The following is a 25997-nucleotide window of genomic DNA, read 5'->3' as shown; positions in this document are numbered from 1 at the left end:
GGTGAACAAGCGCTTAGATAGTAAGCCTGACCTCGTACGCGCGCTGGAGGCCCCGTTGCTGTTCACATCCGTCGACGACGTCTCCGCACGCCTCGCCGAGACGGGCTATCTGGCGTCGCCCGCCGTCGCCACGACGGTCTTCCTGGCCGACCGCCTCGGCAAGCCCCTTCTGGTGGAGGGCCCCGCGGGCGTGGGCAAGACCGAACTCGCCAAGGCCGTCGCACAGGTCGCCGGGGCCCGGCTGGTCCGCCTCCAGTGCTACGAAGGCGTCGACGAGTCACGGGCGTTGTACGAGTGGAACCACGCCAAGCAGCTGCTGCGCATCACCGCGGGCCGTGACGAGACATGGGACGAGACGCGCACGGACATCTTCAGCGAGGAGTTCCTGCTGGCGCGCCCGCTGCTGACGGCCATCCGCGGCGACGACCCGAAGGTCCTGCTGATCGACGAGACCGACAAGGCCGACGTGGAGGTGGAGGGCCTGCTGCTCGAAGTGCTCAGCGATTTCCAGGTCACCGTCCCCGAGCTGGGCACGATCGCGGCGACCAGCCGCCCCTTCGTGGTGCTCACCTCGAACGCCAGCCGCGAGCTGTCCGAGGCGCTGCGCCGCCGCTGCCTCTTCCTCCACATAGGCTTCCCGGACGAGGAGTTGGAGCGCCGGATCGTACGGCTGAAGGTGCCCGGACTCGACGAGGCGCTGACGGAGTCCGTGGTACGGGTCGTCGGGGCGCTGCGGGAGATGGACCTGCGGAAGGTGCCGTCCGTCGCCGAGACCATCGACTGGGCCCGTACGCTGCTCGCCCTGGGTGCCGACACCCTCGACGAGAGTGTCGTACGCGACAGCCTGGGCGTGATCCTCAAGCATCAGGACGACATACTGAAGGCGGCCGCCAAGCTCGACCTGGGCGCCGTGTGAACGCCGCCGTGCCGACGGCCGGAGTCGCGGACCGGCTGACGGGACTGGTCGGCGCGCTGCGCTCGCACGGCGTGCGGATCGGCACCGGCGAGACCGTGGACGCCGCGCAGGCGGTGGAGGCGCTCGGCTTCGCCGACCGTGACCGGCTGCGCGAGGGGCTGGCCGCCACCCTGCTCCACAACCCGGGACAACGGCGGGTGTTCGACCCCGTCTTCGACGTGTACTTCCCGCGCGGCGTCGGCGCTCCGGACGGCGCGGCGCCCGCTGACCGGGACGAACTGCGGGACCGTCTCGCGGCCGCCCTGGCCGCCGACGACCAGGCCCTCATGGGGCAGTTGGCCATGGAGGCGGTCGACGGTTTCGGCGGCTACGGGGGTACGACGGCGACGGACGGCTGGTCGTCGTACCAGACGCTCGACCGGCTCCGGCCGCAGACGCTGATGGCCCGTGCCCGGGACGCGGTCCGCGCCGAGGGCGGCGGGGCCGGGTTCACCGACCGGCTGCTGGAGGACGAGATCCGGCGGCGCATCGAGATGTTCCGCCAACTGGTGGCGACGGAGGCACGGCGCCGGATCGCCGAGCGGCGCGACCGTGACGAGATCGCCCGGCGCGCGGTGGCCCCGACCGCCGACCGTGTCGACTTCCTGTTCGCCGGACGGGACAGGCTCGCCGAACTGCGCAAGGTCGTCCAGCCGCTCGCGCGCAAGCTGGCCACCCGCCTCGCCGCGCGGCGCCGCCGGGCCAGTCGCGGCAGCATCGATCTGCGGCGCACGCTGCGCGGCTCGCTGTCGACCGGCGGGGTGCCGATGCGCCCCGTGCTGCGCAGGCGCCGTCCCGCGCGGCCCGAACTGGTGCTGCTGTGCGATGTGTCGGGGTCGGTGTCGGGATTCTCGGACTTCACGATGCTGCTGGTGCAGGCGCTGCACGACCAGTTCAGCAAGGTGCGGGTGTTCGCCTTCGTCAACCGGATCGACGAGGTGACCGGGCTGCTCGTGCACGGCGCAGCCGACGCGGAGGGGCTGAGCGCCAGGATCCGCTCGGAGGCGACGCTGACGGGCTGGCACGGCAGCAGTGACTACGGCGTGGCGTTCGGTGAGTTCGCCGAGCGGTACACCGGGGCGGTCGGTTCCCGGTCGACCGTCTTCGTGCTCGGGGACGCCCGGACGAACATGAGCGATCCGAATCTGCCCGCCGTCCGGCAGCTCACGCGGCAGGCCCGCCGCGCCTACTGGCTGAACCCCGAAGCGCGCTCGCAGTGGGGCACGGGCGACTCCGCCGCCCTCGACTACGCCGAGCTCGTGGAGATGCACGAGTGCCGCAACGCCCAGCAGCTCAGCGCGCTGATCGGCCGTCTCCTGCCCGTCTGAACGACCACGGGGCGCGGACCGTGCCGCACCCTCACGGTGCGAGGAGCCTGCGCAGCCAGGTGATGCGGGTGGCACGGGCGGTCCGCGACAGGGCGGTGTGCGGGGCGAAGGAGTCGAAGCCGTGGAAGCCGCCGGGCCACACATGCAGCTCGGCGACTCCGCCGGCCAGCCAGATCCGCGAGGCGTAGTCGACGACCTCGTCCCGGAAGGTCTCCGCGGAGCCGACGTCGAGGAAGGCCGGGGGAAGGCCGGACAGATCCCCGGCCCGGGCCGGGGCGGCGTACGCGGGCACGTCCGGGCCGCCGCGGGCGTCGCCCAGCACGGCGGTCCAGGCCGTCTGATTGGCTGTACGGTCCCAGGCGCCGACGCCCGCCATCTGGTGCGCGGACGGAGTGTCGTTGCGGTCGTCGAGCATCGGATACATCAGGACCTGACCGACCGGCCGCGGTCCCGCGCGGTCCCGGGTGAGCAGGGCGAGCGCCGCGGTCAGGCCGCCTCCCGCGCTGGCGCCCGCGACGACGATCCGCTCCGGGTCGCCGCCGAACTCCCCGGCGTGCCGCGCCGTCCACACCAGACCGGCGTAGACGTCCTCCACTCCGGCCGGGTACGGGTGTTCGGGAGCGAGCCGGTACTCCACGGACACCACGACCGCGTCCAGCTCCTTCGCCCATTCCAGGACGACCTCCACTCCGGCCCGGTTGGTACCGAGGATCATGCCGCCGCCGTGGGAGTGGTAGATCACCGGGCGCGGCCCGTCCTTCGGGGGCGCGAGAGGCCTGATGACGAAGAGCGAGATGTCGGGAGCGCCCTCCGGTCCCGGAACCGTCAGGTCCATGGTCTCGAAGGTGCCGCCGTCGGTGAGGTCGAACGCGGGCACCGCCAGTTCCGGTCCCGCGCGCAGGGCGGCGATGTCCTCCAGGCTCAGCCCGGAGGGCATGGACGGGCCCACCGCCGCGAGGGCGACGCAGAGTTCGGGGTCGAACGGGGGCGGTACCAGCAGCATGACGTCTCCTCGTGCTGAGCCCGGCGGCTCGTTCGACCATGATCGGCGCCGTGCTCCCGGACCGGGAGCCGCCACGTGGCGGAACCTGCCCCCGACGGGGCGGGCCATGCGCGCTGCTGGGCCTTTCAGGAGGAGAGTGCGGTGTTCGGCGGGGCGTCGGCGCGGTGCGCCGGCCGGGGGCGGTCGGCGGTGCTCGATCCCCGTTCGACTGCGGCGGCTCGCCGCGATGACGCCCGAAGGCGCCACCGCGGCGAGCCGGTGACCGGTCAGCCGTCGATGCGGTGGGTCGTCCAGAACGACGTCAGGTCCGTGGTCGTGGCGGCCTGGGCGGCCGCCTTGAACTCGGCCGTGGTCGAGACGCCGTACCAGTGGGACGTGGCGTAGTCCTTGAGGAGCTTGGCCATGACGGTGTCGCCGAGCACGCGCCGAAGATCGTGCAGGGCGCACTTGCCGTAGCCGTAGACGACGGTGGAGTAGCGGGACGAGTGCGTGTCCCAGTACGCCATCGAGTTGGTGATCTTCTCCGCGGTCGAGGCCCAGGAGACGCTGCTCCAGCAGCTCGCGCCGGTCTTGCCCTGCGCCAGGTCGGTGGCGTAGTCCGTGAAGGACTCGTCCAGCCACGGGCTGGTGTACTCGTCGTCGCCGACGATTCCGTAGAACCACTGGTGGGCGATCTCATGGGTGAGCGCCGTGGTGCTGACCAGGTCGAGGACGAACCCGGGGTACTCCATGCCGCCGAACCAGAAGTTGTTGTCGATCACCGCGTCCAACTCGCCGTACGGGTACGCGCCGAAGCGTGCGGCGTGGGCGTCGACGGCGGTCTTGGCGGTGGTGAGCATCGACTGGGCGTTGGCGGAGCTGATGCCGGAGACGGAGTAGACGTTGATGGGGGTGCCGGCGGTGGAGGTGCCGGTGATCTTGCTGAACGGGCCCGCGGCCCAGGCGAAGTCACGGACCTTGGACGCGGTGGCCGTGGTGACGGTTCGGCCGCTGGAACCGGGGGTGTCGACCGAGGTGCCGGTCGCCGGGACGAGCAGGCTCGTCGGGTGGTCGAGGGTCACCTTGAAGTCGGCGGCCAGGGAGTAGAAGGACTCGCCGTTGTTCGTGTACGGGTCCAGGTGCCAGCCCGCGCCGTCCTTGACCGCGAGCACGGGCAGCGCGTTGCCGATGAAGCTGAATGCCCCGTCGTAGCCGAACCGGTCGGCGCCGCTGGGCACGGTGATGCCCAGGTCGAAGCCGATCGTGGTGCTCTGGCCCTGCGCCAGCGGTGACGTCAGGGTGATCTTGAGGGCCGTGCAGCCGACCGAGAGGGCGCCCAAGGTGCCGCCGCTGACGTTGCTGACGGTGATGGGCGTCGCGGAGCAGGTGCCGTGGTAGTTGTCCCACAGCCTCAGGTACACCTCGCTGAGCGCGGTGGAGGAGGCGTTGGTGAAGGTCGCGCTCTCGTGACCGGTCCAGACGGTGCCGCTCGTGTTGCTGCTCAGGCTGACCGTGTAGGCGGGGGCGGCCGGGGTGCGTGTGGAGTCGGCCGGCGGGGCCGTGTCACCGGAGGTGTCGAGGGCGATGTCGTCGAGGACGAAGCTCGTCTGGAGGCTGGAGTCCTCGGTGCCGGTGAAGGCGACGGTCACGGTCTGGCCCGCGAACGCCGACACGTCGAACGACTTCTGGGTGTACCCGGAGGCCTTGTTGAGGTTCGAGTACGTCGCCAGCGTCGTGCTGCCGATCTTCGCCGTGAGCTTGTCGTAGGCCGTCGACGAGGTCGTCTCCGCCGTGTCGATGTGCAGCCAGAACGTGAGGGAGGCGCTGCTGCACCCCGCCGGGATCGTGACGCTCTGCGAGAGGGTGTCGGTGTGGGTGCTGCCGACACCGTCCAGCCAGGCGAAGCTGCTGCCGCCGTGGGCGGTCTGGCCCGAGCGGTTGGTGATCACGGTGGTCGAGGACTGGGTCCAGGGCGAAGTGCCGCTCTCGAAACCGCCGTTGGTGACCACCTGGGCCGGGGTGCAGGCGGCTGCCGCCGCCGGTGCCGTGTGCGGCGCGGCCGCCACGGGGGTGCCGGGGAGCGAGACTGCGGCCAGGGCGGCGACGGCGAGGACGCGTGCCGCGAAGGCCTTGCGGGGGGTCGGTCTCACACGAATCTCCTTTGAGGCGGCCGGGATTCCGGCCTGCTCGGTGGCCGCCCGGACGACTGGGGTGCGCCGGTGGGTGGCCGCGGGCCGCGCGCGGGTGCGCGCGGTCGCTTGACGAGATTTCCGTGCCGTCGCCCTGGGGTCAGGACGACGGCATTCGGAAGCCTGGCAGATTTGACCGAGACATGCCATCAAACCGCTGCAAAGGAGGTCGGGGGATGTGTGCCGCTCATTCCTCCGGTTCGCTCAGGGCGGGCGTCAACCGCGACCAGGGGTTGGGGAGTTCACCCGTCACCGGACCGGCCACCGCCGCACCGCGCTCACGCGCGGTGCGAACGGCGAGCGGAACGAGCGCCTCGGGGACGCCGTAGACCAGATGACAGAACCGCTCGGGCGGATGCCGCGCGGTCCACTCCGGTCTGCTGAACGCCGAGACATACGTGGACCAGTGGCCCTCGAACGTGACCAGCAGATCCGCGACACGGGCGTACCCCGGCACGGGGTGGACGCCCGTGTTCAGCACGACCGGGGCCGCGCCGAGCCGGCGCAGGCGCTGCACCAGCCGCTTGCAGGCGGGCAGCGCCGCGGGGGTCGGCGCCACCCGGTCGAGGAAACAGCCCTGCGTCCCGTACCAGTCCCGGTGCCGCAGGACCTCGTCCGCGATGTCGTCCGGATCACGGGCGCCGTAGTCGGTGTCGACATAGCCGAGCAGCCGGGCGCCCGCCGACCGCAGCGCCTCGGTCGCCGCGGTGAACGCCGGGTCCGGGGCCGCGCCCGGCCCGTCGGCCGGGTTGACGACGACCCCGTACGCACGGTCGGCCGACCTGATCAGACGGTGCCAGGCGCCCGGATCCTCGCCCGGATGGACGTACAGCGGAATCAGCAGACTCATGACGCCCGGTCGCCTTCGAACCGCGGGACGGGCGCCGTCCCCCCGACCGCGGTCCAGAGCGCGGTCAGTGAGTCGTCGAGGGTCAGGGACGGCCGCCAGCCGAGGGCCTCCCCGGCGGCGGTGATGTCGGAACACTGCCACGACACCTCGCCCGAGCGGGCGGACCCGCCGCCGTTCTCCTCGATCCGCCCCCGGAACCCGGCGACGCGCGCCAGCCCGCCCACCAGGTCACGCACCGGAACGGCCATTCCGCCCCCGATGTTGAGGATTCGCGGCAGCGGCCCGGGCGCCGTCGCCGCGGACACCGCCGCCCGCGCCACATCGCGTACGTCCACGAAGTCGCGGTACGCCGACAGGTCGCCCAGCCGGATCACCGCGTCCGGGTCCCGGCCGGCCTCGCGGAGCAGTCCCGCGATCCGGCCCGGCAGCCCCGCGGACGGCGCTCGGGGACCCACCGGGTTGCCCACCCGCAGCACCACCGCGTCCAGGCCGGAGGTGCTGACGGTGACCGTGCCGGCGAGTTTGGTGGCCCCGTACGGGGCGAGCGGTCGGGTGGCCGCCGACTCCGTCACGCTGATGTCCCGGACGCCGGGACCGTACTCGGCGGCCGAGCCCAGATGGACCAGCCGGGCGGCCGGTGCCGCCTCGCGCAGCGCCGCGCAAAGAACCGCGGGGCCACGGGAGTTGACCTCGGAGAGGGTCACGGCGTCGCCGCCGGTCGCGCCGGCGCAGTTGATCACGGCGTCGGGTGCGGCCGCCGCCAGGGTCGGGACCAGCCGCTCTCTGCGAGCGGTGGCCAGGTCGATGCCGAACTCCGCGGCGGGCGAGCGGCCCCCGCCGAGCACCCGCACGCCCGGAAGGGTGTGCAGGTGCTCGACGACATGGCCGCCCAGATAGCCGGTGAAGCCCAGGACGAGAATGCGCATGCGGTGGTCAGGCTCCCTTGAGCAGAAGCGACTTGCGGGTGGTGAACTCGGCGTTGGCCCGGTCGTAGTCGTCCGGGCGGCCGATGTCGAGCCAGTACCCGTCGAAGTCGTAGGCCTGCGGTTCGTTCCGGCTCCGCAGCAGATCGAGGACCAGCTCGTCGAAGCCCAGCGGCAGCCCCGGTGTGTAGCCCTCGAGCGTGGACCGCGACAGACCGTAGACGCCCATCGAGACGCGGTAGTCGATGCTCGGCTTCTCGGTGAAGGCGACCACCTTGCTGTCGTCGGTGGTCAGCACACCGAAGTCGATGCGCACTTTGCGCGCGTACGTCGCGATGGTCAGCGGCGCGCCCGAACTACGGTGCTGCACAAGGACGTCGGCGAAGTCGAGATCGGTGAGCACATCGCCGTTCATCACGAGGAACGACTCGGGCAGCCGGTCGCGCAGGGTCAGCAGCGGCCCCATGGTGCCGAGCGGGCTCTCCTCGGTGGAGTAGTCGACGGCCATGCCCCATTGGGACCCGTCGCCGACGTAGGCGCGGATGATCTCGCCCAGATGGCCGATGGCGATGGTGCAGCTGGTGAACCCGGACGAGGCGAGCTGGCGCAGCACGATCTCCAGAATGGCGTGCTGGTCACCGATGGGTACGAGGGGCTTGGGCAGGGCGGTGGTGTAGGGCCGTAGCCGGACGCCCTTGCCTCCCGCCAGAATCACTGCGTGCATGAGGCTCCTCCTTCGTGGGACGTGCCGGACGGGTCAGATGTTGTAGATGCCGGTCTTGTAGCGGGCCAGGTTCGCCGGCTCGCGGAAGAACTCCACGGTGTGCGCGAGTCCTTGCTCCAGCTCGTGGGCGGGGCTCCAGCCCGTCGCCGCGGCGAGCCGGGTCGCGTCGGCGACCAGCCGCATCACCTCGGAGTTGGCCGGCCGGATGCGCCGTTCGTCCTCCCGTACGTCGAGGTCCGTGTCCATCACCTTGCCGATCAGCGCCACCAGGTCGCCGACCGAGATCTCGCCGCCCGTACCGGCGTTGAAGGTCCGGCCCACGACCCGCTCCGCGGGCGCCGTGCCCACCGCGAGGAACGCCTGCGCGGTGTCGCGGACGAAGGTGAAGTCGCGGGTGGGCCGCAGATCGCCGAGGGTGATGGTGCGTTCGCCCGCGGCCACCTGGCCGATGACGGTGGGGATCACCGCGCGCATTGACTGGCGCGGGCCGAAGGTGTTGAACGGCCGGAGCGTCACCACCGGAATGTCGAAGCTCGCGTGGTAGCTGTCGGCCAGCCGGTCCCCGCCCGCCTTCGAAGCGGCGTACGGGGACTGGGTGTTGATGGGGTGGTCCTCAGTGATCGGCACGGTCTGCGCGGTGCCGTAGGTCTCGCTGGTCGAGGTGTGCACGAGCCGGGGCGTGCCGAGGGCGCGCACGGCCTCCAGCACATTGAGGGTGCCGGTGACGTTGGTGTCCACATAGCTGTGCGGGGCCCGGTAGGAGTACGGGATCGCGATGAGCGCGGCCAAGTGGTAGACGCAGTCGACGTCTTCGACCAGACCGCGGACCGAGCCCGGATCCCGGACATCGCCGAGGACGATGTCCACGTGGTCCAGGACCTCGGGGGCCAGGGTCTCCAGCCAGCCGTACGAGGAGAAGGAGTTGTACTGCGCCATGGCCCTCACCCGGTGTCCGGAGGCGACCAGCGCCTCGGTGAGGTGGGAGCCGATGAAACCCTCGGCTCCGGTGACGGCGGCGAGCGGTTCGGTGGTCAACTCGTATTTCCTTCCGGTCGGTTGCTCATATGGTGTGCGTGTGGTGCGTAGGTTCGGTTCGGCTTCGGTGCGCGGCGGCGGTCCTCGGGACGCGGTCGTCCGGGCCGGCCGCGGGCCGCGGGCGGTGGTTCAGGCGTGCGGCGCCGGCCGCCCCAGCAGCCGCACGGCACACGCCACGAGACACAGGGCGGCGCTGCCGCAGAAGAGGGACAGCACGACGGCGCTCGGCGGGGGACGGAGCACGGTGGTCGCGGCGGCCCCGCCGGCCGCCGCCAGACAGACCGCGGCCGGCGCCCAGGCCACCCCGAAGGCCTGGAGCAGCAGCGCGGTCCACAGCGTGGCCGCGAGCAGCAGCAGCGGGGCCGGCTCCGCGCCGGTGAGCAGGGCCGCGGGCAGCAGCGGGAGGACGTAGACGAGCAGGCAGAGGCCGAGGATGCCCGCCGAACGCAGCAGGAAGGCGGCCGGAGTCGCGGTCGTCCGCAGCGCCGCCACCGACATCCCGCGATACCGGTACAGCAGCCACTCCGCCGGCGCCATGCTCACGGTCAGCACGATCACGGCGTACGGATGCTGCCGCCCCTCGAGCAGCACCAGCATCCCGGCGGACAGTCCGAACAGGCCGTACGGCAGCGACCGCAGCAGCGACGGACGGGCGCCGTCCGGGACCGGGGCGGCGGTGAAGGCGGCCCGCAGCGCCCAGCCGGCCGCGGCGACGGCGCCGAGCACGGACAGCAGCGGCAGACCGACGCGCAGCACGGTCCCCGGCTCCCACCAGGGAAGCGCCACCGCGCCGGCGATGAGGGGGGTGAGCGCGGCCAGCAGCGCCCGCTCCCCACCCAGCACCAGCAGCACCCCGGCCGCCGCGAGATACACCGACTGCGCGGCGGCGACCCCGATCGCCGTGCCGGACCCGGCGATCAGCGTCCCGGACGCCGTCGCGGCGAACGCCCCGAGCGGTGCCCCCTTGAGCAGGGTCCGGCCCGCCTCGCGGCGCCCCGTGGTCATGCGCAGATAGGCGCGGTGCCCGAGCGCCTGACCCCAGGCCCAGGAGACGAGCCCGGCCAGCACGAGGACGTCGACATCCCGCCCCGCGTGCCACAGCCGGCCGGCCAGCAGATAGGCGAGGCCCGGCAGGGCGAACAGCGCCCCGCGCAGCCCGCAGCGCACCTGGTCCGGACGCCACGGGTCGGCGGGCCGGGCCGGCTCGGGAAAGGTGCGCGGGACCCTCTCGTACAGGGCGGAGGCGAGCGAGAAGAGGTTCGGGTGCCCGTACCGCTCCTGGATGACCTCGGCGGTCAGCCCCTCCGATTCCAGCAGTGCGGCCACCTCGTACGGGTGGACGGCCGGCCCGATGCCGTCCGCCAGCTCGGCGGCGAGCCGGTCGACCGCGCCCTGGTCCGCGCCGTGGCCGGGCGCGGACAGGGCGGGCGCGCGGCCGTCGGCGAGCCGCAGGGACAGTGTGTCGCCCTCCGCGCCGCCGGGTTCCAGGGCCATCGGTCCGCTCATCCGGCCAGGCTCCTCGGCATCGGCTCGGCCGCCGGGCGGCCCGGTGCCGTGAGCGCGGCCTCGGCCGTCTCGAGGATCCGCGGGACGATCCGGCCGAGCGCCGACAACTCCAGGTAGATGGACCGGAAGGTGTCGACGGTCTGCCGCAGCGTGAACTGCTCGATGACCCGCAGCCGGGCCGCCTCGCCCATCGAGCGACGGCGTCCGGGGTCGCCCAGCAGCTCCAGCGCGGCGGCCGCCATGGCACCCGGATCGCGCGGCGGGACGACGAGTCCGCTGTCACCGACGGCCTCGCGCACGCCGCCCACGTCGGTGGACACGGTCGCCCGCCCGCACGACATGGCCTCGATCAGGGTGAACGGGAAGCCCTCGCTGATGCTGGAGAGCATCACGACATTGCCCGCCGCGTAGGCGTCCTTGATGTCGTCCACACGGCCCTCGAAGGTGACCGCGTCCGCGTGGCCCAGCTCGGCGGCGAGGGCCTCGCACCGCTCCCGGTAGGCCTCGCCGCCACGCGGTGTGCCGCCGAACAGCCGGAGCCGCGCGTCCGGGAGCCGGTCCCGGACGAGTGCGAACGCCCGGATCAGGGTCTCCAGGTCCTTGATCGGGTCGACGCGTCCGGCCCAGCTGAGGGTCGGCTCCCCGGGCTCCGGCCCCGCGGGCGGGAACGCGGCGGGGTCCACGCCGTTGTAGACGGTGCGGATCGCCTCGGGCGCGGCGCCGCCCTGTTCCTCCCACAGCCGGTTGTAGCGGTTGCCCGGGGTGATCAGGGCGGCGCGCCGGTACGTCTCCTCCGCGAGCAGCCGGAAGAAGCCCAGCACGAGGGCCTTCACCGGCCAGCGGTACGGGGCGGTGCGGTAGCCGAGGTAGCGCTCGCGCAGATACACGCCGTGCTCGGTCAGCAGCAGCGGTACGCCGTGCCGTTCGAGCGCCGCGAGGCCCGGCAGCACGGCGACACCGCCGCTGACCGCGTGCGCCACCCCGTGCTCGGGCAGCGGTGCCGCCAGGGGACGCAGCGCGTGTTCCAGCAGAGCGGTCGCGGTGATGGCGTCGTGCAGGGTCGGCCGGGCCTCGCGGACGGCGAGCCCCGGACGGTTCCACACACCGGTCAGGATGCTGATCGCGCGGTCGCCGCGCAGGAAGGGACTCAGCATGCCGTCGGCCGCGGCCTGCGCCATCGCGTACAGGGCGGCGGCGAACCGGTCCTCGGCGCACGGGTCCACGAGAGCGGTCAGGAACTGTTCGTAGGCGGCGGTGAGTTGGTTGCGGCGGCGCCCGCGGGGCGGGCGGCCGTCGGGCGCGGGTCCCCACATGGGGACCGCGACGACGTCCGTGACCTGTGCGGGGATGTCCCACACGATGGGTTCGCGGCCGGTGCCGGTGACGGCGATGACGTCGAAGCCGATGTCGGGCATGCCGTCGACGAGTTGGTCGCACCAGACGCTGACGCCGCCGTGACTGTGCGGGTAGGTGCCTTCGGTGAGCAGAGTGACGCGCGTTGAGTTCAGGCTTCGCGCGCCGCGGGGAACGTGCATTGATGTGCTCCACGGCCGAGGTGTGGGGTGGTCGAGCCCGTCCGGGCCGCGGTGGTGCGGCCGGGACCTTCGGTCGGTGCGCCGTTCAGTTGTCCGGGGTGTACGGGACCTGCTCGTTGGCGCCCGCCGGTACGCGGGTGCGTGGCGTGCTGCTGGTCGCGGACTGCCGGGTGACGTCGACGGTCGAGGCCAGGCCGGCGGTGGACGACGGCAGACCGAGCGTGAGCGGTGTGCGGGCCGGGGCGGTCCATCCGGAGACCTCGCCGACGTCGAAGGCGGCCTTCCGGGCGGCGCGGCGCCGCAGTTCGACGCCGATGTCCTTCATCCGCGGGTTGTAGCCGCCGTCGGCCGGGTACTGCAGTCCGGTCTGGGGGCGCGCGTACATGGAGGCGTCGACCTGCGGGATCGCGTAGGTCTGCACGTACGCCGCGAGGGCCGCCATCTCCGTGGAGTTCGCCGCGAACGGGTTGTCGTTGGGCAGCACGACGGCCCGGTACTTGGCGTGCGGTACGCCGTCCACCGTGTCCGCGAGGAAACCGGCGTCGATCACCGGTCGTCCGGACTGCCGCAGGTCGACCTCGGTGTACGGCGTTCCAGCGGCCGCGAGTTCGGCCGCGACCGCGTCGGTCGCCGGACCGCCGTCGCTCACGATCAGGACCCGCAGATCGATGCGGGGTGTCACGGTGTCCGCGTGTGCCGTGCCGGCCGGTAAGCCGAGTGAGGCGAAGAGCGCGCCGACGGTGAGCGCCGTCGTGCCAATGGTCCGCTGCATGCGGTGAAAATCCCTCCCCGGGCAGGGGTGAGTACTGCTCCCATGGAGCGGACCACCCCCTGGCGCGACGCCACAGCCCCCCTCAGACGTGGTCGTCACGCTTTCGTCGCGTCACATAGTGGTGTCTCTGTGTAGCTTTCGTGCGCCTGCTGCGAAACGTGACGGAAAAGAGCGGGTATCGAACGGATGCCGTCGATCTTGTGGCAGAGGCGCGACGGTCACTGTGGGAAAGCGTTCGGTTACCGCACGAAACACCCCTGTGCTGGCCAAGGTCCGAGAGGTCCGGATGGGAACGCCGGAGTCCGCCCCGCCGGAGTGCCAATGGTCCAGACCTCTAGGGGTTCTGGGCGAATGATCGGTTTTAGGCCACCCTGATCCGGACCTGTGGAGTCCTGTGCGCCGGCGGACCGACCGCCCCGCCGGGCTGGGCTCGTCCTCGATGGGGGGCGCCTACCTGGGTCAGGCGCGGAGCACGCGGGTCTCGGGGGTGTACACCGGACCGCCCCTGGTTCGTGCTGTCACCGAACGTGCCGCCGGCCCGGCGGCCGCCCGCCGCGCTCCGCTCAGCGGTGCGCTCGGTACCTCCGCGAAGTCGGCCAAGCCGGTTCTTTCCGGCCGGGTCGGAGCCATGGGCGGCGGTACTTCTTTCCCGCTCGAAAAATCTGTGCATGAACTCGCGGGAGTGCGGGCACAAGGAGTCGCAGACCGCTCGTGGATGCCTCCCCCCGGCACCCCCGAGCTCTCGGCCCCGCCCGTGGTCCCATCCCCCCTGGACCGCGCGGCGGGGCCGCTTCTGTCTCACCGGCCCATTCCCGAGGGAGCGCGTCCGGGCGAAGATCGGCAAGCGGCGCTCCGCCGGTGCGCCCCACCAGCCTTGGTCGCGGGGCGGCCATTGGGGAGTGGCCGACCCGGCGCGGCCGATTCGGCAGGGGCCGACCCCGGAGCGGTCGGCCCCGCAGCAGCGGCTCGCCGCCTCAGCCGGGCCGGTCCAGTGAGCGGGCCTCGGCGCGATGGTCGTAGTACGCCCAGGCGCTCGCGGCGACCACGGCGGTCAGCCCCGCGGCCACGATCCGCACGGCTCCGGACGTCGTCAGGGCGACCAGCACGATCGCCGCGCCGCCGCCGAACATCAGCACGCGACTGATGGCGTGCTGAGCGGACGACTGCGGTTCTTCGCGGTCCTTGAGATCGTGCACGGCGTCACGGGCCGGGTGCCGGGAACCACGCCGGGCGCGTGCCCGGTACTGGAGCCCGTAGCTGATCACGCCGTACAGCGCGACCGCGCACAGTGCCCATGGCCACCCTTCGGCAGCGGCGCTCTCCCCGGATATTCGTGCCAGATGCATGACAACTCTCCTCCCCGCAGCCCGGCCCAAGGGCATCCTGCTTCCCCCGAAACCCGCGACTACGCCCGCCCGTTGAGCGCGGCTGTCCGCCGTGACGGGAAATCGAGGATTCTCCGGACGGCGGGTGTCAGCGGCCGGGAAAGGGACACCCGTTGACCTCCAGCGGGAAACACGCTGAGGAAATGGTGATCGGAATCCGGTCACCGAAGCGCGCACCCGCATGCGAGACCGAAGCGCGCCCGCAGATGAGTTGGAGGAATTCTTCGTGAACGAGAACCTTTGGGGTTATGGCCCGACCAGCGGTCACACGCCGGACGACGATCTCACCGGCTACAAGGTGGAGGCGACCGACGGCCACATCGGGAAGGTCGACAAGCACTCCGACGAGGTCGGTTCTCAGTACATCGTCGTCGACACCGGCGTCTGGATCTTCGGCAAGGAGGTCCTGCTGCCCGCCGGAACGATTACGTCGATCAGTCACGAGGACAAGACCATCCACGTCGCCCGGTCCAAGGACGAGATCAAGTCGGCGCCGGAATTCGACAAGGAAAAGCATCTCGGAGACCCGCACTACCGCGACCAGCTCGGCGGCCATTACGGGCCCGGCCACTGACGCGACCCGAATCGCCGGTGCTGTCCCTGTCACGGGCGGCACCGGCGCCTTTTCCTGTGTGGAGCGACGCGGAGAACCGGCGCCGCACAGCGAAGAGGCCCCGGCTGGACGGGGGAGACCAGCCGGGGCCGTTCATGAGGTGTGCGGAGGGTGGTCGCCTCTCGGCGAACCGCTCCCGGGGCTTGAGCCGGACGATCGTCCCCAGAAGCCCTGGGTGAGGCCAAGGGACACTGTCCCCTCCGCGCCACACCCTTAAGAACGGGCGACCCTGCCGAAAGGTTCCGCCCCGGGGCGGACGGTCCGTGTGACCTGGGGCACCGACTTCCGGCGTGGCCCGCATCCGCTCAGGGGCCCCGACGGGAAGATCGGTTCAGAAGGGCGCGTACGACGGCGCGGGGCCGTCGGCAGGTGCGCCTGGACCGACCGCGTCCGCCGGCCCGCGGAGCGCGCGGACGGACCGGCTGCTCGGAGGATGATGCCCATGACCGCGAAGCGCGGTGTGTCCGATGTCCTGGTCGTCGGCGGCGGGCTCGCCGGTCTGGCGTGCGCCCGTGATCTCGCCCTGCGCGGCTTCGGGGTCCGCGTCCTCGAGGCGTCGGACGGGGTGGGCGGCCGGATGCGTTCCGACCGGCACGAGGGGTTCGTCATCGACCGGGGTTTCCAGGTCTTCAACACGTCCTATCCGCAGGTCCGGGGGCGGCTCGCGCTGCGCGACCTGCGGCTGCGGCCCTTCACGTCCGGCATCCTCGTGCACACGGAGGACGGGACGCTGCGCTTCAGCGACCCGACCCGCGGTCCATGGAGACTGGGTGACCTGCGTCCGGGGCGGCTCGCGGGAATCCGCGATCTGATCGCGCTGGCCGCCCTGTCCGGCCGGGACATGCTCGCTCCCGCGCGATCGCTCAAACGCGGGGAGGACCGCACGACGCGTACGGCGCTGGCCGCGGCCGGATTCTCCGAGGAGTTCGTCGAGCGGTTCTTCCGGCCCTTCCTGTCCGGCGTCTTCCTGGAGGACCAACTGGAGACCTCGAGCCGGGTGTTCCATCTCGTCTGGCGCAGCATGCTGCGTGGCACCCTGTGCCTGCCCGGAGCCGGAATCGGGGCGGTGCCCCGGCTGCTGGCCGAGGCGCTGCCCCCGGACGTCGTCCACCTCGGCCTGCCGGTCCTGCGCCTCACGGACGACGGCGTGGAACTGGACGCCGGAGGCGAACTCGCCGCACGGGCCGTGGTGGTGGCGACGGGTCCGGGCCCCGCCGCCCGTCTGCTGCCCGAGCTGGACCTTCCGGCCTACCGCGTCGTGACGACGTACTACCACGCAGCGACCCGCTCCCCGCTGGCCGAAGCCACCCTGGTGACCGACACGAGAAGGCGCTTCCTCAACACCTGTGTCCTGAGCCGGGTGGTCCCTGTGTACGCGCCACCCGGGATGTCGCTGATCGCCACCTCGGTCCTCGGTCCCGACCGGGAGGGCCGGGAGACATGGCTGCGCGACGCGCTCGCCGAGGCGTACGGCACCGACACCGCCGACTGGGACCTGCTGACCGTCCGTACCGTTCCGGACGCCCTGCCCGCGATGCCTCCGCCGCATCCGCTCGGCCGGACCGCCCGGGTGGCCCCGGGCCGCTATGTGTGCGGGGACCACAGGGCCACGGGCTCGGTCCAGGGCGCGCTGGCGTCGGGCGCCCGCGCGGCACGCGAGGTGGCGCGGGACCTGGCCCGGTAGACGCGCCGCGCGAGGCAGTCGAGCGCGCCGCCTCTCTCCCCTCGCACAGCGGTCGGCAACCCCGCGGAAAACGTCCCATCCGCGGGAGCCGCCGCTACGGATCTCCACTGAGGGAACTCAAGGGATGAACCGCGATGACGAGGATGAAGAGAACGTACATGCAGTGTGTGGTCCCGGCGGCGGGACCACCGGTCCTGCGCAGGCAGCGCGAGGACCTCCGCCACAGGATGACGGAATGGGGTCTCGAGGACGCGTGCGAGGACGTCCTGCTCGTGACCGGTGAGCTGCTCGCCAATGCCTTGGAGCACGGTCGGCCGCCCGTCCGGGTGGTCTTCACCGAGACCCGCACGGACGCGGGCCGGTGCCTGAGGATCGAGGTCACCGACGCCGGGACCGGCCCGGACGTCGGCCTCGTCAGGGCCACCTGGCGGCATCCGTCCTTCTCCCTGGCCGACGGGGGCCGCGGACTCCTGATCGTGGACACCCTCGCCGCGCGCTGGGGAGACGAGCCGGCGGCCGAGGGTCACACCGTGTGGGCCGACGTCGACTGCGCGGCGGCCGGCGTCCACGCGGGGGCCGCCTAGGCGGCGGCGATCCGGCCCACCGCTCCCGACACGCCGACCACCCGGCTCGGCCACGAGGACCATCCGCCGTTCGCACCGACCGTCGGCCCGGTGAGACGGGATCCGGTCGGCTCCCGGCGGGCCCGGGGCCTCACTGCGGCAGGGTCTGCTCCGTCCAGATCGTCTTGCCCTCCGCGGAGTAGCGGATGCCCCAGTTGTGGCTCAGCTGCGCGCAGATGAACAGGCCGCGTCCGCCTTCGTCGACCGTGCGGGCGTGGCGCAGGCGCGGAGCGGCTCCGCCCGTGTCGCTGACTTCGCAGGTGAGCGTGGAGTCCAGGATGAGGCGCAGCCGGATCGGTGGCGCTCCGTGGCGCACGGCGTTGGTCACCAGCTCGCTGACGATCAACTCGGTGGCGAAGGCGGTCTCTTCGTCCACACCCCACAGCCTGAGTCTGTCCTGAGCGTGGTGCCGTGCGGTCGCGGCCGCCGCCGGTACGGAGTCCAGAGGCCAGGTGGCGACCTGGTCCGGCGGAAAGGCGCGGGTGCGGGCCAGCAGCAGAATGACGTCGTGGGTGCCCGACGTGTCGCGCAGCCTGTAGAGGATGTCGTCCCGCACGTCTTCGAGCGGGCGGTCCAGCCGGGTCAGCGCTTCCCGGAGCGGATCCGGCCGGTGTCCGTCCGCGCTTCCGGACAACGGGAAGGATGTGGTGCGGAGCGCGAGAACGCTGCCGTCCCGCATGGGGATCGAGGCGGTCGCGAAGGGAGGTCCGTCCGGGTTGCCCAGAAGAGGGCCCGTCGGGAGTTCCGGGACGTGCACGACTCCGCCGGGATGAGCGACGACGGGCGCGGGATGACCGGCGGAGGCCATGACGCAGGCCTTCTGGAGCGGGTCGTGGACCGCGTAGACACAGCTGGCCCTCAGCGGCTGCTGGTGCAGTGGATCGCCCGGCGGCAGGGCCGCCCGCTCGTAGGCGAGCCGTACGACCGCGTCGTTGAGGCGGGCGAGCAGCTCGTCGGGTTCCAGGTCGAGCGCGGCGAGCGAATGGATGACCGTCCGGAGCTGGCCCATGGCGGTCGCGGCGTCGATGCCGGTCCCGCTGACCTCCCCGATCGCCAGCGCGGTGCGGGCACCGGGCAGGCTGAAGGCGTCGAACCAGGTACCCGCTCCCACGTCGGCCGGGACGTGCAACTGCGCGAATTCCATGGCCGTCTGGGAGGGGGGATCCGGAGGCAGCAGATGGCGTTGCAGCGCCGCCGCGATCGTGTGCTCGTGGGTGTAGCGGCGGGCGTTGTCGAGGCTGAGCGCCGTATGAGTGGCCACTTCCTGGGCGACGTCGAGATCGTTCTCGTCGAAGGCGTCGTTCGGTCGTACGCGATACAGGCTCAGCAGTCCGAGTACGGCGCCGCGCAGCGCCAACGGGGCGGTGAGCAGCGTGTGGGCGCCGGACGCGTGGATGGCGCGGGCCCGATCCGGATCGGCGTCGAGCCAGGGGGTGCCGCTGTCCAGGGCGACGGCCCGCGGTTTGAGATCGCTGAGCACCTGTGAGTAGGGCGTCGGCGACGGCAGGGCCCGTACGTCGCCGACCGGATGCGCCTGCGCCATGTGAGCGGGTCCCCCGTTGCGGAAGGCCGCGCGGCGCAGGGGGATGTCGCGTGCGAGGGGGCTGAGCGGAGGATCCTCACCCCGTACCACCGCGTCGACGACTTCGACCACCGCGATGTCGGCGAACCCGGGCACCAGCGCGTCCACCAGTTCCTGGCAGGTCGTGACGACGTCGAGGTTCCGCCCCACCCGCTCGCGCACCGAACCGAGCGCCTCCCGGCGCCGTTCGGCCCTCATGGGCTCGGTGACCTCGGTCATGGAGACGACCAGGCCGTGCGCGTTCTTCAGCGAGAACGCCGAGATCTCCGCGAAACGCTCCGGCGGCGGACCGTCCACAGGGTCGAGCCGGACGATGTGGCCGGTCACGGAGGTGCCGTCGGCGAGAACGCTCCGCAGGACGCCTTCGAACTCCTGCGGGCTGGAGGGACGGCACACATCGGTGACCGGGCGGTTCAGGGCCTTGTCCGCCGCGATGTCGCACAACCCGCAGGCCGCGTCGTTGACGCTGAGAACGCGCAGCTCGGCGTCCAGGACGAAGATCGCTTCGCGCGTGCTCGCGCGCAGGACGTCCGACACCGCCGTCCGGGTGCCGACGGGGGCGGCACCCTTGTCCGCCTCGAAGACGCCCCACGCGACCTCGCCGTCGGAGAGCGGCACCACCTGGACGCGGAGATGCACCGGGTTTCCGTCGGCGTCGTGGATTCCCCGGGTCCCGGATCCGCTCCCGGTTCCGGGTTCCGCAGCGTCGCCGGACCCCCCGATGCCCGGCATGACCATGGCCAGGGCTGTTCTTCCCACGGCCTCGGACTCCGAGCGATGCCAGAGTTCCCGAGCTCTGCGGCTCCACCGAACGACGACACCCGAGCCGTCCACGACCATCAGCGGAGTACCACCACTCACCGGACATCACCTCTGCTGTGCGTCCGGCTGGGCACCCCCGCGTCATGGGACGACTTCGACGGCTGAATCTCACCGGAGGAGGTCAGATAGCGAATCACGTGCTTTTGGTCCACTAAACGCTGATTTTACTAATGTAGGACCTCGCTGAAGGCAATGCGCGTCGACGTCCGCCTCCCGGAAACCCCGACCCGGTCCCGGTCTCCGCCCATCACCACACCCCAGCTCGGAGACACGGCCGGTCGTCCCGTCCCGTATGCGTCGCCCACGGTGCGCCAGGACCTTCGCCGATGGACCCGCGCGGTGCTCGCGAGGCCATTGGCAGGCACGAATCGGTAACGAACGACTTCCAGCCGAGTGAGGAACGAGCGTGCCGCGTAATGTCCCGCATGTCCTGGGTCCTCGTGGGGGGCGACCCGGTGTGCGGGAGGGGAATGTCATGCCCGTCATGGCGCGTGTTCGAAGAATGCCCGGAATCGGCCGGACCCGACTCGTCGCGGCGGTCTGCACAGGACTCCTGTGCGCCGCGCTGACCGGGTGCGGGCACGACGGCGCGGCGACAGCCGACGCGTCGACGGCGTCCGCGAGCACCTTGGCGTCCGATCCGCCGACGTCCGCGTCCGCCTCCCCGCCCGAGCCGACGCCCTCGGTCAGCGACGCCACGCCGACACAGACGCCTACGGACGCACCGGCCACGACGGCTTCGCCGGACGAACCGATCGCGGCCGACGCCTCGGACGCGTCTGCGCTGTGGGGCAAGAGATACAGCGGCACCGCGAACATCACCGTCGACATCTACGACTACTGCACCACCGACGGCTCCCGGCATCGGGCGGGCAGCCAGACCTATTCCATGAACAGCACCCTGGATCTGAGCCGGCCGAAGACCGGCGGTGACGAGACCGAGAGCAACCCGTTCTCGCTGCTGTTCGCGGCGGGCGATCCCTCCCAGGCCGGCGCGGTGTCGTTCTGGTCCTCGGCGGTCAGCACGACCTCCAGTCAGGACCTGGCCGGCAACCCCCGGGATCCGCATCTCCTGTTGACCTACTGGGACATCGAGTGGTCCGACGGCGACATGAACGCCCGGCTCACCGACCCGCACACCCAGCAGGCCGTCGCCCTGAACCTGCTCAACTGGCCCAGCCCGGTCGTCGCCTGCCGCTCCGACCTCGGCCAGCTGCCCGGCGGCTATCCGCACGCACTGGCCTCCGGCACGACCTTCACGGGCCGGCTCGACGGCTCCGCCGCATCACTCAGCGCCGAGGGCAGCAGCATCGACGGCATGGTCGCGTTCCGCTTCGAGTTCGACGGCACGGCCTCGTGACCCCCGCCCCGCGGACAACCGGGACCGGGTGGAAGGAACGCGAGGCGAGCGGACCGGGGGAGACCGGATGACGACACCGGATCGGCTGGACGGCTGGAGCGTGCGGATCTCCGAGTGGGCCGCTCCCGACGAGACCCAGTTCGCCGCTCAGACCGCTCGCGCGTACGCCGCGGGTGGCGCCCATCGCCGTGACCTCTTCTCCTCGCCCGGACACGCGCCCGGCGGTATGGGCGGCGGAGCGGTCTCCGTCCTTCCCGTCGTGCTGGACGGGCTGGCGCACACGGCCGAAGCGCTCAAATCGGCTCTGGGCAGCCCTGAGTTGAACAATGTCCTCTCCGCCACGGGACTGCTGGTCGGCTTACGGGCCCAGCGGCGCTCCGCGTCCGGGCGACCGGGCGAGGACGACTCCGGCGGACCCGGTGCCGATGCGACCGGGGAAGGCAGGGCACCGTCGCCGCCGGTACGGGACGACGGGGACGACGAAGGCGCCGGGGACGACGAGGACTTACCGGCCGCCGTCGCTCCCTCGGGCGACGCGGGCCCCGGGCCCGCCCTCCCCACGGCGGAGGTCGTCCGAGCCGCTCTGCGCATGAGCGGGCGGCTCCGGGCCCGCGGGATCGAGCCGACCGAAGCCGACGAGCTGGCGGCACGGCTCACCGCCCGGTTGCTGACCGAAGGCGATCCGGCGGAAGCGGCGGCCTTCCTGGACGCGCTGGTCGGTGACGAACCACCGCCGCCCTTACGTGGCGCGGGCGGCCGGTGCAGGAAACTGCGCCGGTTGCGTTCGGCGGCGTCGGGTCTGCTGTCCCGCGTCGGACGGCCCCGTACGACGAGCCACGCGCCGCCGCCCGGCCCCGAGGGAACGAACCAGGGATGAGCACGGCGTCGACCGCACAGGTCCACCGACCGTCCCGGAGCCCCGGCCACCGCCGTACGGCGTCATGAGGAACCCGCCGCCGCGTCCCGCCGGCTCGTGGGGGCCACCGCCGTGGCTGTGGCTGACGTTGCTTCTCTTCCTCGTCCAGATCCCCGCGCTGACCGGACACACCCTCGCGGTCGGCGCGGGACTCGCCCGGCTCGACGGGCCCGGACGCGGCACCTTCGTCACGGCCATGCTCAGCCTGGTCCAGCTCCTGCCCCTCTTCTTCCTGCTCGCCGCGGTCCTCGCGCTCCTCGCCCCGCGGGCACGCTGCCGGGTCGTCGAGCGCCGCCACGGACTCCTGGCTCCCGACCATCCGCTGATGGCACCCCCGGCGGCGGCACCGGGTCATCCCGGCCGGCCCGCCGAACCGCATTTCGCCACCCGGATGACGGCCTTCGTCGACGAGTGCGCACCAGGCGTCCAGCTGCGCCTGAGCACCCAGGAAGGACTCTCCGCCCGCGTCTATCCGGGCAGCTGGCGCACCACACGGATCGGCGTCTTCGCTCCGCTCGTCCATCTGTGGGAGACGGACACCGAGGCGGCCCGCGCCGTGCTCCTGCACGAACTCGGCCATCTGCGTCAGGGCGAGCAGTACGTCACCGGGCTCGGCAGCCCCCTCACCGCCCTCGTCCGCGTCTGGCCCCACGTCCTCGCGGGCTTCGTCGTGCTGCCCGTCACCCTCCTGTTCGTCACGGGCAACGCGACCGCCCGCCTGACGCTCGCCGAAGTCGTGCTGGTTCTCTTCAGCGTGCCGAAAGTGCTGCTCCTCGTGGTCGGCGCGCTCTGGTCGGCGGAGCTCGGCGCGGACCGCTTCGCCGCTCGGGCCGCGGGCGCCGACCACCTCGTACGCGCTCCGCGCCGCCTCGAGAAGGGCGATCACGGAGGTCTCGCACGGCTCTTCCATCCGCCCGCCAGGATGCGGATCTGGTGCGTGTCGCAGGGCGAGACCACCAGGGTCCAGCTCCTGTCGGCACTGCTGTGGCCCCTCACGCTGCTCGCCCAACTGCCGCTGGCGATGGTGGGTGCGGTTTCCGCCTACGCGCTGCTCGGCGCGGAGGGCGACCGCGCCACCCGGCAGGTCCTCGCACTGGCCCACGAGTCGCTCGTGAGGGAGCCCGCCTGGTGGGCGACGCTCGCCATCACGCTGGTCTGGCCGCTGGTCACCGGCGTGCGACCCGTACGGCGGGACGCGGCGGCCGTGTCCCGGTCCGCGAAGGTCCACACGGCAGCCGTCCTGCTCCCGGCGGTCCTCCTGCTCGTCGGACTGCTGCCCCTCGTCTCCCGCCCGCCCGGCGGTGTCTTCCCCGACGACCGGGCGGGGCCGACCGCCCCGGCCACGCGGGCGCCGGGTGGCGGCGGTGCCCGGGCCGGTGCCACGACGACGGCGTGCCCCAGCCGTGCGGCACCGCGCGATCCGACACGTCCGCCGGGACTCCCGGCCTTCACACCCGGAACGCCGCCGCCGTCCGGTGACCCCGAGCCGGACCGGCCGCGGGGAACACGCACCTTCCGCACGCTCGACGTCACCTCCTCCGATGCCCTCTCGGGAACCCGTGACCAGGCACAGGACGTGGGCGACCGGCTGCGCGGCGCCCGCTGGACGCTGCACGACGACGGCACGCTGACCGCCGACCGGGCCGAAGTCCCCCTCCTGCGCACCACCTCCGCCGACGCCACGACACGCCTGCTGACCGGGCAGCGCACGGAACACACCGACGTCAGTGCGACCACCACCTGGATGGAGGCCCGGCTCGTCGGCGGCGCGGGCCCGACGGCCCGGCTGGACCTCGTCCGAGCCGTGACCCGGGACATGCGGGCCGTGGTCGACTGCCGGGAGTTCGCCTCGACGTCGAGCACCGCCCAGCGCCTGTCGCTGACCCTGGGTCCTGAGTGATCCGTACCTGCCCCGTCACCGTCGTGTCACAGCCCCGTGCGCAGGTGAACCACGGGAAGCCGCCGGGCGATCCCTAACGGTGACTGCCGGTGAGACACCGGCGGCTGAACATCTCAAAATCGGGGGACTTCATGCAGTACGGGATGCACTACGGGTCACGTGTCCGCGGAGCCGCTCTGGCGATGGCGACCGTCTCGGCGGCCGCGCTTCTCATGACCGCCTGCCAGCCGGGCGACGACGACGCCGGGTCCGCCGCCTCGCCGACGGCCTCGTCCGCCGGCTCCCCGAAACCCGCGACGTCGCCCGGCGGGAAGGGATCGTCCACCGAGCCCGCCGTGACCTTCACTCCCAAGGCCCCGGGTTCGGCGACCGCCACCGCGACCCCGGCGACGAAGACCTGCGCCGGGGAGTCCCTGAAGTCGTTCATGTACCAGGCCGACGTCCGGCCCGAGGGCACCGGAATCGGCGCGGTGATCGTCGAGTTCACCAATATGTCCGGCAAGTCGTGTGCCGTCCAAGGGCATCCGACCGTGGCGGGGGCGCCCAACGGATCCCCCGAGAAGGGCCGCCCGCTCGCGGTGACTCCGACGGGCTCGGCGTCCAAGGTGCTGCTCGCACCCGGCGCGAAGGCGTGGGTCAAGGTGACGTTCGTTCAGGTGCAGGGCGAGGGTGACGGCTACTGCGTCTCCGGGTCGGAGCCGGTCACCTACCCGACTCTCGTGGTGGGTCTCCCCGCCGGCGGAGCACACCAGCTCGCCCTCGACGACGGCGCGCTGGCCGAGTGCGACGACAAGGCGACGGTCACCGCCGTCACCGCGACGAAGCCCTCCTGACCATCACCGGCCCGCCGTCGCCGCCGCCCGCCGAGGGCGACGGCGCGCCGGTGTGAGGGGCAGGGGGCGACTCTCGTCGTGACCTTGCGGGTGAGTGCGCGGGACTTCCTCGCCGAGCTCGTGCGGGACCGGATAGCCCGGCTCGACGTCCGGGCCGCCGCTCTGCGCGAGTCCGCAGGAACGGGCACCCTCGACGGCAACCTCGCCACCGCGCCGGCCGAGGTGTTCGGGCCCCTGGCCCTGGGAATCCTCGGCCTCGTCATCGCGGGGGACGCCCTGCGCGCCCGGCTGCGGGCCACCACACCGACGGGCCTCCCCGTTCTGACCGAGGCCGCGGGCATGATCGGTTCCTACCTCCGGGCGGAGCGCGACCTGGGCCGCGTCGCGCCGGACGCCGACGTCGACACACTCGCGCTGACGCTGATCGGGACCGGTCATCTGCTCTTCGCGGGCCGGGAAGGTACACCCCCCGGCCAGGAGGACGTCCGCCGGACGGTGAGCTCGGTCGTCGCCGGTGTTGTACGCGAGGTGTAGTCGCCCAGATGGGACGGGCCGCGGGGGCCTCGTGACGGGTCCGGGAATGCGGACGCGGGGTGCGCTGTTACAGCTCACGTAACTGATTGGCATGCGCGAGTCAAGGCCCGTGCATGGTGCGCGAAGGAGGACCTCATGGCACGCAGCACAGCGCGCCCCGTCGTGACGCTGAAGTCGACGGCCGGGACCGGCGCCACGTATGTGACGCGCAAGAACCGCGGAAACGACCCCGACCGGCTCGTCCTGCGCAAGTACGACCCGCTGGCGGGCAAGCACGTCGCGTTCCGGGAGGAGCGCTGACCCCACGACGGGCGCAGCGGGCAGCCGTACCCGGCGCATCCGCAGCCGCACCTGCCGTAACCGAGGAGGGAACCCCATGAGGCCCGACATTCACCCCGAATCCCGTCCCGTCGTCTTCCGGGACCGCGCCGCCGGCGTCGCTTTTCTGACGCGATCGACCGCGCGGTCGGCCAAGACGATCGAGTGGGAGGACGGCGCGGTCCACCCGGTCGTCGACGTGGAGATCTCGTCGGCGAGCCACCCGTTCTACACCGGGACCTCGCGGGTCCTGGACACCGCCGGCCGGGTGGAGCGCTTCGAGCGCCGCTACGGCCGCGCGGCGTCGAACCGGCACTGAACGCCGGAGCGCGCCGAGTCCGGCAGGAGGAGAACAGAACCATGAAGGTACGCAAGTCACTGCGCTCGCTGAAGTCCAAGCCCGGGTCCCAGGTGGTCCGTAGGCGCGGGGTGGTCTTCGTCGTGAACAAGAAGAACCCGCGCCTCAAGGCCCGCCAGGGCTGACGGCGGATCAGGGAATCGCCCGATTCAGGGGCGTCGGGGGAGCAGGGGGAAGCCGTCCGGTCCGGCCGGCCGCGGGGGGGCCGGCCCCCCGGGGGGGGGTGGGGGCCGGCCCGGCCGCGGGGGGGGGGGGGGCCCCCGGGGGGGC

General features: G+C 72.3%; 23 protein-coding genes and 1 pseudogene. 13 read left to right on the top strand and 11 right to left on the bottom strand.

Annotated elements, in window-relative coordinates; genetic code table 11:
• Positions 1-58 precede the first annotated feature (58 nt).
• Together ACWD68_RS33050 and ACWD68_RS33045 are read left to right on the top strand one after the other, a co-directional pair.
• A complete protein-coding gene (locus ACWD68_RS33050) occupies positions 59-916 on the top strand; it encodes an AAA family ATPase (RefSeq protein WP_451810159.1) in 858 nt (285 codons plus the stop codon).
• Complete coding sequence (locus ACWD68_RS33045; protein ID WP_451810136.1) at positions 913-2283, top strand: vWA domain-containing protein; 1371 nt, start codon at positions 913-915, stop codon at positions 2281-2283. The genes ACWD68_RS33050 and ACWD68_RS33045 overlap by 4 nt, the downstream gene beginning before the upstream one ends.
• A 31-nt stretch (positions 2284-2314) precedes the next feature.
• Here ACWD68_RS33045 and ACWD68_RS33040 read toward each other — a convergent pair whose 3' ends face one another.
• The 10 genes and pseudogenes from ACWD68_RS33040 to ACWD68_RS32995 form a co-directional block, all read right to left on the bottom strand.
• Positions 2315-3286: an alpha/beta hydrolase gene (locus ACWD68_RS33040; protein ID WP_451810135.1), complete on the bottom strand. Its 972-nt coding sequence runs from the start codon at positions 3284-3286 to the stop codon at positions 2315-2317.
• A 266-nt stretch (positions 3287-3552) separates the two neighbouring features.
• Positions 3553-5415 (bottom strand): M1 family aminopeptidase, encoded by a 1863-nt coding sequence (locus tag ACWD68_RS33035; protein ID WP_451810134.1) that lies wholly within the window; start codon positions 5413-5415, stop codon positions 3553-3555.
• A gap of 226 nt (positions 5416-5641) precedes the next feature.
• A complete protein-coding gene (locus ACWD68_RS33030) occupies positions 5642-6304 on the bottom strand; it encodes a spherulation-specific family 4 protein (protein ID WP_451810133.1) in 663 nt (220 codons plus the stop codon).
• The gene (locus ACWD68_RS33025) at positions 6301-7230 is read right to left on the bottom strand and encodes an NAD-dependent epimerase/dehydratase family protein (RefSeq protein ID WP_451810132.1); all 930 of its coding nucleotides are present in this window, start codon (positions 7228-7230) and stop codon (positions 6301-6303) included. Before ACWD68_RS33025 ends, ACWD68_RS33030 begins: the two co-directional genes overlap by 4 nt.
• A gap of 7 nt (positions 7231-7237) precedes the next feature.
• Complete coding sequence (locus tag ACWD68_RS33020; protein ID WP_451810131.1) at positions 7238-7951, bottom strand: nucleotidyltransferase family protein; 714 nt, start codon at positions 7949-7951, stop codon at positions 7238-7240.
• Positions 7952-7984: 33 nt separating this feature from the next.
• Entirely contained in the window at positions 7985-8986 is a 1002-nt protein-coding gene (locus ACWD68_RS33015; protein WP_451810130.1) for a GDP-mannose 4,6-dehydratase, read from the bottom strand.
• Positions 8987-9115: 129 nt separating this feature from the next.
• A complete protein-coding gene (locus ACWD68_RS33010) occupies positions 9116-10492 on the bottom strand; it encodes a hypothetical protein (protein WP_451810129.1) in 1377 nt (458 codons plus the stop codon).
• Positions 10489-12027 (bottom strand): GT4 family glycosyltransferase PelF, encoded by a 1539-nt coding sequence (gene pelF / locus ACWD68_RS33005; protein WP_451810128.1) that lies wholly within the window; start codon positions 12025-12027, stop codon positions 10489-10491. Before pelF ends, ACWD68_RS33010 begins: the two co-directional genes overlap by 4 nt.
• Positions 12028-12328: 301 nt before the next feature.
• Positions 12329-12799: pseudogene (locus ACWD68_RS33000) on the bottom strand (hypothetical protein); the annotation flags it as partial.
• 974 nt (positions 12800-13773) lie between these two features.
• Positions 13774-14145, bottom strand: coding sequence for a hypothetical protein (locus ACWD68_RS32995; protein WP_451810127.1), 372 nt, complete (start codon positions 14143-14145; stop codon positions 13774-13776).
• Between the two features lie 220 nt (positions 14146-14365).
• Here ACWD68_RS32995 and ACWD68_RS32990 point away from each other — a divergent pair, with 220 nt between their 5' ends.
• The 3 genes from ACWD68_RS32990 to ACWD68_RS32980 all read left to right on the top strand — a co-directional run bounded on the left by ACWD68_RS32990 (position 14366) and on the right by ACWD68_RS32980 (position 17065).
• A complete protein-coding gene (locus ACWD68_RS32990) occupies positions 14366-14758 on the top strand; it encodes a PRC-barrel domain containing protein (protein ID WP_451810126.1) in 393 nt (130 codons plus the stop codon).
• Positions 14759-15239: 481 nt separating this feature from the next.
• The gene (locus tag ACWD68_RS32985) at positions 15240-16481 is read left to right on the top strand and encodes an NAD(P)/FAD-dependent oxidoreductase (RefSeq protein ID WP_451810125.1); all 1242 of its coding nucleotides are present in this window, start codon (positions 15240-15242) and stop codon (positions 16479-16481) included.
• Positions 16482-16615: 134 nt separating this feature from the next.
• Positions 16616-17065: an ATP-binding protein gene (locus ACWD68_RS32980; RefSeq protein WP_451810124.1), complete on the top strand. Its 450-nt coding sequence runs from the start codon at positions 16616-16618 to the stop codon at positions 17063-17065.
• Positions 17066-17195: 130 nt separating this feature from the next.
• On the opposite strand, the gene ACWD68_RS32975 is transcribed toward ACWD68_RS32980, so the two are convergent.
• Complete coding sequence (locus ACWD68_RS32975; protein WP_451810123.1) at positions 17196-19547, bottom strand: SpoIIE family protein phosphatase; 2352 nt, start codon at positions 19545-19547, stop codon at positions 17196-17198.
• Between the two features lie 445 nt (positions 19548-19992).
• Between ACWD68_RS32975 and ACWD68_RS32970 the strand changes: the two genes are divergently transcribed.
• The 8 genes from ACWD68_RS32970 (at position 19993) to ACWD68_RS32935 (ending at position 25852) form a co-directional block, all read left to right on the top strand.
• A complete protein-coding gene (locus tag ACWD68_RS32970) occupies positions 19993-20868 on the top strand; it encodes a hypothetical protein (protein WP_451810122.1) in 876 nt (291 codons plus the stop codon).
• Between the two features lie 67 nt (positions 20869-20935).
• Positions 20936-21745, top strand: coding sequence for a hypothetical protein (locus ACWD68_RS32965; RefSeq protein ID WP_451810121.1), 810 nt, complete (start codon positions 20936-20938; stop codon positions 21743-21745).
• 64 nt (positions 21746-21809) lie between these two features.
• Positions 21810-23684, top strand: a complete 1875-nt coding sequence (locus ACWD68_RS32960) for a M48 family metalloprotease (protein ID WP_451810120.1) — start codon at positions 21810-21812, stop codon at positions 23682-23684.
• A gap of 131 nt (positions 23685-23815) precedes the next feature.
• Positions 23816-24517, top strand: a complete 702-nt coding sequence (locus ACWD68_RS32955) for a DUF4232 domain-containing protein (RefSeq protein WP_451810119.1) — start codon at positions 23816-23818, stop codon at positions 24515-24517.
• 78 nt (positions 24518-24595) lie between these two features.
• Positions 24596-25051, top strand: coding sequence for a TetR/AcrR family transcriptional regulator (locus tag ACWD68_RS32950; protein ID WP_451810118.1), 456 nt, complete (start codon positions 24596-24598; stop codon positions 25049-25051).
• Between the two features lie 135 nt (positions 25052-25186).
• A complete protein-coding gene (gene rpmG / locus ACWD68_RS32945; protein WP_266764526.1) occupies positions 25187-25351 on the top strand; it encodes a 50S ribosomal protein L33 in 165 nt (54 codons plus the stop codon).
• A 76-nt stretch (positions 25352-25427) separates the two neighbouring features.
• Positions 25428-25688: a type B 50S ribosomal protein L31 gene (locus ACWD68_RS32940; protein WP_451810117.1), complete on the top strand. Its 261-nt coding sequence runs from the start codon at positions 25428-25430 to the stop codon at positions 25686-25688.
• Positions 25689-25729: 41 nt separating this feature from the next.
• On the top strand, positions 25730-25852 hold the full coding sequence (locus tag ACWD68_RS32935; protein ID WP_451810116.1) for a 50S ribosomal protein L36: 123 nt from the start codon (positions 25730-25732) through the stop codon (positions 25850-25852).
• Positions 25853-25997 lie beyond the last annotated feature (145 nt).

This window comes from Streptomyces sp. NPDC005141, from assembly GCF_053599975.1.
The sequence above is the reverse complement of the archived record's forward strand: the minus strand, read 5'-3'. Positions and strand labels throughout refer to the sequence as shown.

Excerpts from the sequence above, each read along its gene's own strand:
- ACWD68_RS33040 (WP_451810135.1), bottom strand. The coding sequence starts at position 3,286 with ATGCTGCTGGTACCGCCCCCGTTCGACCCCGAACTCTGCGTCGCCCTC.
- ACWD68_RS33030 (WP_451810133.1), bottom strand. The coding sequence starts at position 6,304 with ATGAGTCTGCTGATTCCGCTGTACGTCCATCCGGGCGAGGATCCGGGC.
- ACWD68_RS33025 (WP_451810132.1), bottom strand. The coding sequence starts at position 7,230 with ATGCGCATTCTCGTCCTGGGCTTCACCGGCTATCTGGGCGGCCATGTC.
- ACWD68_RS33020 (WP_451810131.1), bottom strand. The coding sequence starts at position 7,951 with ATGCACGCAGTGATTCTGGCGGGAGGCAAGGGCGTCCGGCTACGGCCC.
- ACWD68_RS33010 (WP_451810129.1), bottom strand. The coding sequence starts at position 10,492 with ATGAGCGGACCGATGGCCCTGGAACCCGGCGGCGCGGAGGGCGACACA.
- pelF (WP_451810128.1), bottom strand. The coding sequence starts at position 12,027 with ATGCACGTTCCCCGCGGCGCGCGAAGCCTGAACTCAACGCGCGTCACT.
- ACWD68_RS32995 (WP_451810127.1), bottom strand. The coding sequence starts at position 14,145 with ATGCATCTGGCACGAATATCCGGGGAGAGCGCCGCTGCCGAAGGGTGG.
- ACWD68_RS32990 (WP_451810126.1), top strand. The coding sequence starts at position 14,366 with ATGCGAGACCGAAGCGCGCCCGCAGATGAGTTGGAGGAATTCTTCGTG.
- ACWD68_RS32985 (WP_451810125.1), top strand. The coding sequence starts at position 15,240 with ATGACCGCGAAGCGCGGTGTGTCCGATGTCCTGGTCGTCGGCGGCGGG.
- ACWD68_RS32980 (WP_451810124.1), top strand. The coding sequence starts at position 16,616 with ATGACGAGGATGAAGAGAACGTACATGCAGTGTGTGGTCCCGGCGGCG.
- ACWD68_RS32970 (WP_451810122.1), top strand. The coding sequence starts at position 19,993 with ATGGCGCGTGTTCGAAGAATGCCCGGAATCGGCCGGACCCGACTCGTC.
- ACWD68_RS32965 (WP_451810121.1), top strand. The coding sequence starts at position 20,936 with ATGACGACACCGGATCGGCTGGACGGCTGGAGCGTGCGGATCTCCGAG.
- ACWD68_RS32960 (WP_451810120.1), top strand. The coding sequence starts at position 21,810 with ATGAGGAACCCGCCGCCGCGTCCCGCCGGCTCGTGGGGGCCACCGCCG.
- ACWD68_RS32955 (WP_451810119.1), top strand. The coding sequence starts at position 23,816 with ATGCAGTACGGGATGCACTACGGGTCACGTGTCCGCGGAGCCGCTCTG.
- rpmG (WP_266764526.1), top strand. The coding sequence starts at position 25,187 with ATGGCACGCAGCACAGCGCGCCCCGTCGTGACGCTGAAGTCGACGGCC.
- ACWD68_RS32940 (WP_451810117.1), top strand. The coding sequence starts at position 25,428 with ATGAGGCCCGACATTCACCCCGAATCCCGTCCCGTCGTCTTCCGGGAC.
- ACWD68_RS32935 (WP_451810116.1), top strand. The coding sequence starts at position 25,730 with ATGAAGGTACGCAAGTCACTGCGCTCGCTGAAGTCCAAGCCCGGGTCC.